This window comes from Streptomyces sp. NPDC045695 (assembly GCF_056432025.1).
The window spans coordinates 422462-434780 of record NZ_JBWKJU010000002.1; the positions used below are offsets into that span (position 1 = coordinate 422462).

Sequence of the window (12319 nt, forward strand, 5' to 3'; positions counted from 1 at the left end):
CAGAGGAACGGCGAGGCCGCCGCTCCCGCGGGGAGCGGCGGCCTCGTCTTCACGTGCGGGTGGGGACTACTCCCACTCGATGGTGCCCGGGGGCTTGCTCGTGCAGTCCAGGACCACGCGGTTGACCTCCGGCACCTCGTTGGTGATGCGGGTGGAGATCCGGGCGAGCACCTCGTAGGGCATGCGCGTCCAGTCCGCGGTCATCGCGTCCTCGGACGAGACGGGGCGCAGCACGATCGGGTGGCCGTAGGTGCGGCCGTCGCCCTGCACGCCCACGCTGCGGACGTCGGCCAGCAGCACGACCGGGCACTGCCAGATCTCGCGGTCCAGGCCGGCCGCGGTGAGCTCGTGGCGGGCGATGGCGTCGGCCTCGCGCAGCAGGTCCAGGCGCTCCCTGGTGACCTCGCCGACGATGCGGATGCCGAGGCCGGGACCGGGGAAGGGCTGGCGGTGGACGATCTCATCGGGCAGGCCGAGCTCCTGGCCGACCATCCGGACCTCGTCCTTGAACAGCTGGCGCAGCGGCTCGACGAGCTCGAACTCGATGTCGTCGGGGAGCCCGCCCACGTTGTGGTGGGACTTGATGTTCGCGGTGCCGGTGCCGCCGCCGGACTCGACGACGTCCGGGTACAGGGTGCCCTGCACGAGGAAGGCCACGTCCGCGCCGCCCTCGGCGATGATCTCGGCCTGGGCCTGCTCGAAGACGCGGATGAACTCGCGGCCGATGATCTTGCGCTTGGTCTCGGGGTCGGAGACGCCGGCCAGCGCGTTCAGGAAGCGCTCCTGCGCGTCGACGACCTTCAGCTGCACGCCGGTGGCGGCGACGAAGTCCTTCTCGACCTGCTCGGTCTCGCCCTTGCGCATCAGACCGTGGTCGACGTACACGCAGGTCAGCTGGGAGCCGATGGCCTTCTGCACGAGGGCCGCGGCGACCGCCGAGTCCACGCCGCCGGAGAGGCCGCAGATGGCGCGCTTGTCGCCGACCTGCTCGCGGATGGCCGCGACCTGCTCCTCGACGATGTTGCCGGTGGTCCAGGTGGGGGCGAGGCCCGCGCCGCGGTAGAGGAAGTGCTCCAGGATCTGCTGGCCGTGCGTGGAGTGCATCACCTCGGGGTGGTACTGCACGCCGTACAGCTTCTTCTCGTCGTTCTCGAAGGCCGCGACCGGGACGACGTTCGTCGACGCGGTGACGGTGAAGCCCTCGGGGGCGGCGGAGCAGGCGTCGCCGTGGGACATCCACACCGACTGGTTCTCGGGGGTGCCCTCGAAGAGGGTGGAGCCGGCCTTGGAGACGGCCAGCGGCGTGCGGCCGTACTCGCGGGCGCCGGTGTTGTCGACCTGCCCGCCGAGGGTGGTCGCCATCAGCTGGAAGCCGTAGCACATGCCGAAGACCGGGACCCCGGCCTCGAAGATGGCGCGGTCGAGCTGGGGGGCGCCCTCTTCGTACACGGAGGACGGTCCGCCGGAGAGGATGATCGCCTTGGGGCTCTTGGCCAGCATCTCGTCAACGGGCATCGAGCTCGGCACGATCTCGCTGTAGACCCGTGCCTCGCGGACGCGGCGGGCGATGAGCTGGGCGTACTGGGCGCCGAAGTCGACGACGAGAACCGTGTCCGGGGCGCTGTCGTGGGCGGCGGAGGGTGCTTCTGGCACGGGGCGGCCTTCCGGCGGAAGAGGTGGCTGTTTTGTCAATTCTAACGGGGGACCCACACCCCTCTTCGTCTCACCATCCGAACCCGCTTGGCCTGGAGCGGGACGGAAGGTAATAATCCGAACCATGCGCAAGCAGCTGAGCTTCCTCTTTACCTATGGCACCGGCCGGTCCGGTCGCCATGGGTCATCGTGATGCTCGCTTGAGCCGCTGACTTCCCAGAGCGCCCCGGTCCGACAGGACCGGGGCGCTCTGGCGTTGCTCCGGACCTGCGGGCCCCACCCGACAGGAGAGAAGACCATGACCACGATCACCACCACCCCCGAGCAGCTGATCGCCGACTGCCGCACGCGCATCGACGCCCTCGACGACCGGATCATCGGTCTCATCCAGGAGCGGATGGCCGTCTCCACCGTCATCCAGGACGCCCGGATCGCGGCGGGCGGGAGGCGGGTGAACCTCTCCCGCGAGATGGAGGTGCTCTCGCACTGGAGCGACGCCCTCGGCAAGCCCGGCACCGCCCTCGCCATGACCCTGCTGGAGCTGTGCCGCGGCCGCGTGTGACGGCTGTTCGTCACCCGTCCGGAGCGTGACCGCCACCGCGGGGCCTTCGTTGGTGAGGTAGTCCGCGGCAGCCAGCCGCGGGACGGCACCACCACGCGTGGCTCCGCTGGAGCGATGAGACGTGTGCCCCGTGGAGCGCGCGTCGTGGGACCTCGCTCCTTCGCGTGACCGGACGGCAGGGGACAGCAGCCCGGTCACCCCTTAGAGGACGGCCGGCCCTGGGGACGCCCCGGGCCGGCCGTTCTGCTGTGCGCCGTGATGCGTTCTGCTGTGATGCGTTCTGCTGTGATGCCGGCGCGTACGCCGTGAGGCCTACGGGGTCACGCGTGCCCCGACGCCTTGCGGCGGAAGGCCAGGGTCAGCGCGCCGCCGGCCGCCACCAGGACCGCGCCGCCGAGCGCGAGCGTCCCGGCGGAGGTGCCGGTGGAGGCGAGACCGCCGTGCGCCGTCGTACCGGCGGCGGCGCCCGCCGTCGCCGAGGCGGTCGCGGACGGGGTGGCCGAGGCGCTCGGGGTGGCCGTGGCCGAGGCGGTCGGCGTGGGCGTGGCACCGCCGTCCTTCGCGATGATCACGAAGGCGGTCTTGTCGTTGGCGTGGTCGGAGTCCCAGCGCGGGGCCTGGGTGCCCTCCGGCGTCCAGCCGCCGACCGAGACGAAGCCCATGGCGCCCGGCACCAGCTTGTCGATCTTCAGCTCGAACGGGTAGGAGAACGTCTCCTTCTCCCCCACCACGTGCCCGGTGGAGCAGAAGTAGCGCGGCGCCCCCAGCGCCTGCTCGCGACGGGAGCCGTCGGCGTTGACCGCCTCGCAGCCCGTCGGCACCTTCGTGACCTTCGTGCCCGCCGGGATCACGATGTCGGTGCGGGCGACGGCCTCACCGGACCGCAGGTACGCCACCCACGCCGGACCGTTGTTGCGGAAGCCGAACTCGGCCCTGACCGTCTCGCCGGCCTTGCCCTTGGGGGACGCGGCCGTGGCCACCAGGTCGGCGGTGTTCCGCGTCGCGAAGTCGAACTCGTGCAGGTTGTTCCAGGGGTCGAGGTCCACCGACCGCACCGAGGCCTTGGCCGCGCGCGCCGTGGCGGCCAGCTTCGTGCCGGCCGCCGGCTTCTTGAGCTGCCGCGCGGCCTTCGGCTGGTCGCCCGCCGCGTACACGGCGTAGGTCAGGCCGTCGATGAAGGCGTGCGGGGCGGCCTTGAGGGTCAGCGCGCCGCTGACCTCGTAGACCGTGCCCGGCTCGTAGGTGCCGTCCAGCAGGCACTGCACCGTGCTCCAGCCGGTGTTCCAGGGCTGCCCGTCGCTGGTGTCCTCGGAGTACGAGCAGTTCTCGTACCGCTCCACCAGGCCGATGCCGTGCGTGGTGCGCAGTTCGAGGACCACGCCCTGCACGGCCTCGGTGCCCTCGTTGGCGAAGACGACCGGCAGGTTCTGCTGGTCGCCGGGCTTCTGTTCCGCCTTGAGCCGGGCCGGCTCCAGCACCAGGTCCGGGCCGCCGACCCGCACCTTGGTGGTGGCGGTCTTGAAGGTGGCGCCCTGGGTCGTGCCGGTCACCGTCAGGTCGGCGCTCGCGCCGGCCTTGCCGTCCTTGGCGGCGGTGAGGTCCAGGTCCACGACGGTGGTCTCGCCCGCCCAGAGCCCGCCGCGCTTGCAGGTGACCGCGGTGGCGGTGAGCGTGCAGTCCGAGCCCTGCCGCTGGGCCAGCTTGACGTCGGCGACGCCCTTGAGGGGGCTCAGGTCGATCGTGAAGGTGCTCTGGCGGTCGAAGGGCTTGGCGGTGTCGTTGACGACGCGGAACTCGACCGAGGCCTTCTGCGGCTCGCCGCTCTGCCCCGGGTGCGGGCGCAGGCCGATCTCGGCGGGTCCGGCCAGGGCGAAGACCGGGTCCGCGGCGTGGGCGGGGGTGGTGGCCAGCCCCAGGGCCACGAGGCCGCAGGCGGCCAGCAAGGAGATGCGCTTTCTCATACAGCCGTTGACCGACGAAGATCAGCGGCAGTTGCGCGCTTCACCGTGTGATCGACGCCACAGACCGGTTCGCCCGGTTCCGGTACAACCATCAAGGCTGAACATCTGTCACCTATGTACCGCGGCGGGTACCGCGCTCGGAGGGGGAGCGCGGTACCCGCCGCTGTCATCCGGCGGGTTCCGGATCGCGGGGCGCGATCCGCGGCTGATCCTGCGGCCCGCTGCGCGGCGGGATCTCCGGGACCGCGAGGAACGGCAGCCGCAGCGCGCCGAAGGCCTCCTTCGGGACGGCCGGACGGGCCGGCTCCACCGCCTCCAGGCGGACGTAGGCCGCCCCCTGCTCGGGCCGCGGGTCCTGCTCGCCCTTGTTCGGCCAGTACGACATCGCCCGCTCCGCCTGCGCCGTGATCGTCAGCGACGGGTTGACCCCGAGGTTCGCGGTGATGGCCGAGCCGTCCACCACCGATATGCCCGGGTACCCGTAGAGCCGGTGGTACGGGTCCACCACGCCCTCCTCGGGCGAGGCGCCGATCGGGCAGCCGCCTAGGAAGTGCGCGGTCAGCGGGGTGCCCATCAGCTCCCCGACGTTGCTGCCCGGGAAGCCGTTGATCTCCTGCGCCAGCAGGGTCGCGGTCTGCGTGGCCTCCGCGATCTGGACGGGGTTGGGCGCGCCGTGGCCCTGCCGCGCGGTGAGCAGGCCCTTCCCGAGCCCGCCGGGCTTGCGGTAGGTGGTCAGGGAGTTGTCGACCGACTGCATGATCAGGCCGATGATGGTCCGCTCCGACCAGCGCCGGTTGGACAGCGAACGCACCAGCTGCACCGGGTGCTTCGCGGTCCTCGCCAGCCAGGCCCGCACCCGGTTCGGGCCGTAGGGGACCTGGAGGGTGGTCATGAACCCCATGGCGTTGGAGCCCTTGCCGTAGCGCACGGGCTCGATGTGCGTCTGGGCGTTGGGGTGCACCGAGGAGGTGATCGCCACGCCGCGGGTGAAGTCGGCGCGCTGCTCCTGGCCGGGGCCCGCGCCGGGCCGCTTGCGGTAGCGGCGGTCGTCGGTCTGGGCGCCGACCAGGCCCTCGGAGTTGGTACGGGTCAGCTCGCCGAGCCGCTGCGACAGGCGCGGCAGCTCACCTCGGTCCTTCATCGCGTGCAGCAGGGTCTGCGTGCCGTACGTGCCCGCCGCGACGACCACGTACCGGGCGCGCAGCACCTTGGCCTTGCCGCGGCGGCGGCCGTCGGTGGGGACGGTGCGGACGCGGTAGCCGCCCTCGGGGTGCTCGCCGAGCGCGGTGACGGTCGTCATGGGGTGGATGACGGCGCCGGCGCCCTCCGCGAGGTGCAGGTAGTTCTCGTTCAGGGTGTTCTTCGCGCCGTGCCGGCAGCCGGTCATGCACTCGCCGCATTCGGTGCAGGCCTTGCGGGCGGGGCCGGCGCCGCCGAAGTACGGGTCGGCGACCTCGTCGCCGGGCCGGACCTTGCGCTGCCCTTCGCCGTCGTCCCCGTCGCCGAAGAAGACGGCGACCGGGGCCAGGTGGAAGGAGTCGGCGCAGCCCATCTTCTCGGCGGCGGCCTTGAGATGGACGTCGGAGGGGGTCATGGTCGGGTTGAGCCGCACGCCGAGCATCCGCTTGGCCTGGTCGTAGTACGGGGCGAGTTCCTCGCGCCAGTCGGTGATGGACGCCCACTGCCGGTCCTCGAAGAAGGCGGCGGGAGGCACGTAGTGGGTGTTGGCGTAGTTGAGCGAGCCGCCGCCCACCCCGGCGCCCGCGAGCACCATCACGTTGCCGAGCAGGTGGATGCGCTGGATCCCGTACAGCCCGAGGGCCGGGGCCCACAGGTAGTTCCGCAGGTCCCAGCTGTTCTTCGGCAGGCCCTCGCGGGTGAAGCGGCGCCCTGCCTCCAGGACGCCGACCCGGTAGCCCTTCTCGGTGAGGCGCAGTGCCGAGACCGACCCCCCGAAGCCCGATCCGATGACGATGACGTCGTAGTCGTACGACACTGAGCTGCCCCTTTAGCGGAGTCGGAGAGCCTTCATGACCTTGAGGCTGCGCGTCATGAACGCCGCGTACTTCTCGTCGTCCATGCCCAGCGAGGGCGCCATGGGCAGCAGCCGCTGCTGGGCGATGGTCTGCGCCTCCGTGTACTTGAGGATGCCCTCGGAGCCGTGGCGGCGGCCGAGGCCGGAGTCCTTCATGCCGCCCATGGGCGCCTGGGCGCTGCCGTAGGTGGGGGCGTAGCCCTCGTTGATGTTGACGGTGCCGGTGCGCAGGCGGGCGGCGACGGCGTGGCCGCGCCGGGAGTCCTTGGTCCAGACGCTGGAGTTCAGGCCGTAGGCGGTGGCGTTGGCCTCGGCGATGGCCTCGTCCTCGTCGGTGAAGCGGTAGACGGACACGACCGGGCCGAAGGTCTCCTCGGCGCACACCGCCATCGGCGCCTCGACGCCGTCGAGGATGGTGGGCTCGTAGAAGAGCGGGCCGATGTCGGGGCGGGGGGCGCCGCCCGCGACGAGGGTGGCTCCCTTGGCGACGGCCTCGTCCACGTGCCGCCGCACGTTCTCCAGCTGGCGCTCGCCCGCCAGGGAGCCCATGTCGGCGCCGAACGCGAGGGAGCTGCCCAGGCGCATGGCCTTGGTGCGGGCGGCGAACCGCTCGATGAAGGCGTCGGCGATCGAAGCGTGGACGTAGAGCCGCTCGATGGAGATGCACAGCTGGCCGGCGGAGGAGAAGCAGGCGCGGACGGCGCCCGCGGCGGCCTTCTCGACGTCGGCGTCGTGCAGGACGAGCATGGGGTTCTTGCCGCCGAGTTCGAGGCTGACCCCGATCAGACGGTCGGCCGCGCCCCGGGCGACCTCGCGGCCGGTGCGGGTGGAGCCGGTGAAGGAGACGTAGTCGGCGTGCCGGACCACCTCGGGGCCGACGACGGGGCCCTCCCCGAGGACGATCTGGAAGACCTCGGCGGGCATCCCGGCCTCGATCAGCAGGTCCCGTGCCCACAGGGCGGTCAGGGCGGTCTCGGTGTCGGGCTTCATGACGACCGCGTTGCCCGCCACGAAGGCGGGCAGGGCGTCGCCGACCGACAGTTCCAAGGGGTAGTTCCAGGGGGCGATCTGGCCGACGACCCCGCGCGGCTGGCGCAGCTCGGTGACCTTGGTGAGGGTCGGCATGGCACCCGTGTGGCCCTTGGGGCGCAGGTACGAGGGGGCCTTGCGGCCGTAGTGACGGGCGGCTATCACGACCGCCTGGAGCTCCTCGTGGGCGTGCAGGCGGGCCTTGCCGGTCTCCAGCTGGATGAGGTCGAGGATCTCGGACTGGCGGGCCAGGATCAGGTCGTGGAAGCGCAGCAGGACGGCGGCCCGCCGGCGTACGGGAACGGCCGCCCAGGCGGGCTGGGCGGCGCGGGCCCGGCGGAAGGCCTCGGCCACGTCCTCGGCGCTGGCCTCGGGGAGCTCCGCCAGCCGGTCCCCGCTGAAGGGGGTGTGGTTGGCGGTGCGCCCGGAGCCGATCACTCCGCGGGTCAGCCGGGCGACGAGGCCCGGGGTCACCACGTCGGCGGCGGTGCGTGCGCCGGCCGGGGCGGGTGCGACCGGGTTGGTGGCGGGGCGGGCGCCGGCCGTGGCCGGGGCGACCGGGTGGGTGGGCTCCGGTGCGGTCCGGAGAGGGGCGGCGGGGGCCTGCGAGTCCGTCATGCGGTGAGCGTATTGCGCCAAGAGGCCTTTGGGTACCCGTGGGTAACCCGATTTTGCCATTTCTGCCAGTGATCGCTGGCGTGATGGCGCGATCAGGGCTTCGCGGCGGGCGGCTGCCAGCTACTGAGGACGATGTCGAACTGCTGACGGGTCGTGCTCCAGTCGGCGACGGGGGACGACATGTAGATCGCGTACTCGGTGTTGTCCGGGGCGAAGTACATCTGCTCGATGGCCCGGCGCGGCCCGGGGTGGTTCTGCTTCTCGGTCCACGTGAACTCCCACAGCGCGCCCTTGGGGGTGTCGCGGAAGGTGTTCTGCTTCAGCAGCTGCCTCTTGTAGTCCGTCCGCTTCTGCACCTGCTTCTCCAGGTCGAGCACGTGCACGTACGGGTTCTCGTAAACCGGTGTGGGGTCGGCGGCGATCCGGATGAAGTGCTTCCCGTTGTCCGGGGTGTAGTCGATCTGGTCGCCGTCCATCTGGCGCTTCCAGCCGTCCGGGACGAAGAGGGTGAAGCCGGTGGGGTCGGTGACCTCGGTCCACCCGGCGGGCACGGCGAGGGTCTCGTCCTGGTCGCTGTCGCCCCCCTCGCCCGACTTCGCATCCGGGGAGCTCGCGGTCTTGTCGGAGCCGGCGCCCTTGTCGGCGTCACCGGTGAACTTGAGGACACCGAAGACACCGCCGCCGCCGAGCAGCGCCGCCACCAGCGCGACGGCCGCGGCGCGTTTGAGCCGGCCCTGGGCCGGGGCCGCGGGCTCGGGCGCCTGGGGTTCGGGCAGGGGGGCCGTCGCCCCGGCGTCCGCCGGCGGGAGCCGGCGGCCCGCCGGCTCCTCGGACCGCTCCTGCACCGGGGCGAGTTCCTCCGCGGTCACCGCGCGCGTCGGTACGTACGCCTGCGCCGCCTTCGGCTCCCGGCCCTCCATCGCCTCCAGCAGCATCCGCTCGGCCTCCGCCGCCGAGGGCCGCTGCGCCGGGTCCTTGCGCAGCAGGGCCGTGATCACCGATCCCAGGGCCCCGGCCTGACGCGGCGCCGGCGGCTCGTCGTTCACCACGGCCTGCAGGCTGGAGATGGCCGACGTGCGGCGGAACGGCGACCGGGCCTCCACCGCCGTGTAGAGGGTGGCACCCAGGGACCACAGGTCGGAGGCCGTGCCGGGAGTCGCGCCGGTGACCCGCTCGGGAGCCAGGTAGTCGATGGAGCCGACGATCTCGCCGGTGCGCGTGATGGACGAGTCGCCCTCGATCGCGGCGATCCCGAAGTCCGTCAGCAGGACCCGGCCGTCCTTGGCGAGCAGCACGTTGCCCGGCTTCACGTCCCGGTGCAGTACGCCCACCGCGTGCGCGGCGCGCAGTGCGCCCAGCACGTGCAGCCCGATCCGGGCCGCCTCGCGGGGCTCGATCCGCCCGGCCTCCTTGGCCGCCTCCGCGAGGGAGGGACCGTCGACGTACTCCATGACGATCCACGGCCGGTCGTCGTGCTCCAGCACGTCGTGGACGGTGACGACCGCCGGATGCTGGATCCGGGCCGCGGCCCGGGCCTCCTTCTGCGTCCGGGCGTGCATGACGTCCCGATCGGCCTGGGCGACGTACAGACCCGCCGTCAGTTCCTTGACGGCGACGGTCCTGTGGAGCAGCTCGTCATGCGCGCGCCACACCTTGCCCATGCCGCCCCGGCCGATCGGCTCGACGAGCCGGTACCGGCCCGCCAGCACGGCGCCCCCACCTGTCTGCTGTTCCACGAAATCCCGCCGCTCTCTGCACTTCAGGCCAGATTACGGAGCTCACGGGCGCTGCCGGAACCGCCCGGGCTCCGAAAGGCCGCACTGTGACGCAATCGCCGTACTGACCGGTCATCAGGACCCGTTCAGCCACCGGACTTGTAACTCGCCGTGGCCTTTTCGAAGACCTCGGTGACCTTGGCCTGCTCGTCCTCCGGGCCGGTGACCATGACGACGTGGTAGCTGCCGCCGAGCGCGACCACGAAGTTGCGTGCGTAGACGTTGCGTCCGGTGCCGTCGATCCACGTGTACCGTCCCGTCGCCCGCAGTTGGGAGCCCACCTTGGTGGTCTTGACGTCACCGACCGTCGACCAGGTGGAAGTGCGGTACGGGGTCAGCTCCGGCTCCTTGTCCTTCTGGTACGCCGCCGGGTCCGGATTGCCCTGGACCTTGTCCCGGCCGGGGACGACCGTCAGGACGAACGGCCCGTCCGTGTAGCGCACCTGACCGGCCTCGTTGATCCCGCGGCGCTCCCAGCCCTCGGGGACGGCGATCTCGAAGTGCTCCGGATCCTGCTGGGTGGTGTAGCCGGCCGGGGCGGGAGCGGGGGCGGCCGGGGTGGCGGCCGGTCCGGTCGTCTGGGGCGCGGGCCCGGACTCCGGCGTGCCACTGGGCACGTGGGAGGGGCTCTTCACCGATGGCGTCCCCGTGGCCCCGCCCTGGCCCTGGCCACCTGCGCCCGGTGCGTCCGGGTCGGCGGCGCGGGGCATGAACAGCATCGCGTACGCCACGGCCCCGGCGAGGAGGACCAGGATGCCCAGGAGCAGCGTCCGGCCGAGGGCGCGCGGTGCGCGGGGTGCCGCGGGATTGCGGTGGCGCCCGTGGAGCTCGCCGCGGCGGCGTACGACGGGCAGGCGCGCGGGATCCGGCTCCGGCATCGGGAGCACGCCGAACCCGGCCTCCGGCTCGGGTGCGGACCGTACGAGCGAACGCAGCCAGCCGCGTAGCTCCTCGAAGTCGGGCCGCTCCGTGGGGTCCTGACGCAGCAGGGACTCCACGACCGGGCGGAGCGCGCCGCACTCCTCCGCGAAGGCGGGGGGCTCGGCGCAGACCATCTCGACGAGCTCGGCGACGCTCTCCTCGGGATACGGGGCGTGTCCCTGCACGGCCCGGTAGAGCAGCGCGCCGAGCGCCCACAGGTCGGTGGCGGGCCCGACGGGGGGCGCCAGCTGCCAGTGCCCGCGCACGGGGCCCGCCTGCTCGGGAGCCCACCGCTCGGTGACGGCCCCGACGACGGCCATCCGCGTCTGGCGGGCCCGCTCGGCGTCCAGCCCGGTCTGCGGCCCGGTCTGGGGCCCGGCCCACCCGCCGACGGCGGAGGCTGCCCGGGTGTCGTCCGGCCGGGCCGGCGCGCGGTCCCCGGCGTCGGCCTGACGGAAGCCCTGGGGCAGGGCGAGCCGCGCGGGCAGGGGCTGGGGGGCGGCCGGGGGGAGTTGGGCGGGCAGGGGGAGCTGGGCGGGCAGCGCAGACCGGGTCCCCGCCTCCGGGCGGACCGTGCGCTCCGGGTCGGGCGCCGCCTCGGGCAGCCGCTCGGAGCCGGGCCGCGGCTCCAACTCCCGCTGCGGCTCCCGCTCCTGCGGGGCAAGGGCCGGGTGGCGGGGTGTCGCGCCGTGCCAGGGGGCGGCGGCGCCGGCCTCCGGTCCGCCGTACGGGTACGAGTACCCCTGCGGGAGGGTCGACCCCTCGGGCCTGCGCTCGGGCGCACCCTCGGGCCCGGGCTCCGGCCTGCCCTCCGGCCCGGGCTCCGCCTCGGCCCCGGCCTTGCGCTGCTCGGTGACCCGGGCGGCTGCGGCCCGCGCCCCGGCCCGGTACGCGGCGATGGCCCCGGCCCGCGCGGCCGCCTGGAGTTCGGCCCGGTCCTGCGGTCGCCCGGGGGTGATGTGGTCGGTGTACCGCGGCCCGGTGTCGTATCCCGGAGCCACCAAGGGCGCGTAACCGGGCTCGGGATCCGGCTCGGGCCGTGGTTCCGGCGGACGGGGGCCCACCGGTTCCTGCGGATGACCCCACCCGGGCTGCGGCGCCGCCGGATCCGGTCCGCCGCCGCCCCACCCGGCGTCACCGCCGGAGGCCTCCGCGCCGGGGACGGGGTCGTACCCGCACAGGGCCTCCTCCGCCGCGCCGGCCGCGAGGCCCGTGAGCACGACCCGGCCGTCGTCGCACACCAGGACCGTCCGGACGGTGATGTTCCGGTGCGTCCAGCCGTGCGCGTGCAGCACCCGCAGCGCGGTCAGTACGTCCGACGCCACCTCTGCGGCCCGGTAGGGGCTCAGCGGTTCGTCGGCGATCAGCGCGGCCAGCGGCCTGGCCGGGATCAGTTCGCTCACTATCCACAGCGACTCGCCCTCGGCGAACACGTCGAAGACCTGGTCGAGCCGGGGATGGTCGGGGATCGAGGCCGCGGCCTGCGCCGCCTCGATGGCACGCCGCACGGCCGGCAGGTCCGCGGGCGAGCGGCGCGCCGCCGTCGGTACGGTCCGCGGCCCGTCCATCAGCTCGGCGTCCACGACCTCCGGCAACGGCAGCTGCCGCACGAGGACTTCCTGCCCGCTGCGCGTGTCGAAGGCCCGGGTCTCGACCAGCTCGTACGCGTCGGACGGCGGCAGCGGCAGGCGGTAGCGGTGGGCCAGGATCCGGCCCGCGTACTCCTCCACATCGCCTCCCCCGAGTACTGGGGGCGCCACCCAGC

General features: G+C 73.1%; 7 protein-coding genes. 1 reads left to right on the forward strand and 6 read right to left on the reverse strand.

Going from position 1 to position 12319, the window contains the following annotated elements; genetic code table 11:
- Positions 1-66 precede the first annotated feature (66 nt).
- Positions 67-1653 (reverse strand): glutamine-hydrolyzing GMP synthase, encoded by a 1587-nt coding sequence (gene guaA / locus AC07DU_RS05055; RefSeq protein ID WP_360891124.1) that lies wholly within the window; start codon positions 1651-1653, stop codon positions 67-69.
- A 298-nt stretch (positions 1654-1951) separates the two neighbouring features.
- On the opposite strand from guaA, the gene AC07DU_RS05060 reads away from it, so the two are divergent.
- Complete coding sequence (locus AC07DU_RS05060) at positions 1952-2215, forward strand: chorismate mutase (protein WP_360891121.1); 264 nt, start codon at positions 1952-1954, stop codon at positions 2213-2215.
- Positions 2216-2535: 320 nt separating this feature from the next.
- Here the strand turns inward: AC07DU_RS05060 and AC07DU_RS05065 are convergent, their stop codons facing one another.
- From AC07DU_RS05065 to AC07DU_RS05085, 5 genes are all read right to left on the reverse strand, one after another.
- The gene (locus AC07DU_RS05065) at positions 2536-4176 is read right to left on the reverse strand and encodes a peptidase (protein WP_479109662.1); all 1641 of its coding nucleotides are present in this window, start codon (positions 4174-4176) and stop codon (positions 2536-2538) included.
- Between the two features lie 166 nt (positions 4177-4342).
- Positions 4343-6172 carry a GMC oxidoreductase gene (locus AC07DU_RS05070; protein ID WP_479109664.1) on the reverse strand — a complete coding sequence of 610 codons (1830 nt, stop codon included), beginning with the start codon at positions 6170-6172 and terminating at the stop codon, positions 4343-4345.
- 12 nt (positions 6173-6184) lie between these two features.
- Positions 6185-7858: a succinic semialdehyde dehydrogenase gene (locus AC07DU_RS05075; RefSeq protein WP_479109666.1), complete on the reverse strand. Its 1674-nt coding sequence runs from the start codon at positions 7856-7858 to the stop codon at positions 6185-6187.
- Between the two features lie 92 nt (positions 7859-7950).
- Complete coding sequence (locus AC07DU_RS05080; RefSeq protein WP_479109668.1) at positions 7951-9594, reverse strand: serine/threonine-protein kinase; 1644 nt, start codon at positions 9592-9594, stop codon at positions 7951-7953.
- Positions 9595-9719: 125 nt separating this feature from the next.
- A complete protein-coding gene (locus AC07DU_RS05085; RefSeq protein ID WP_479109670.1) occupies positions 9720-12284 on the reverse strand; it encodes a protein kinase in 2565 nt (854 codons plus the stop codon).
- Positions 12285-12319 lie beyond the last annotated feature (35 nt).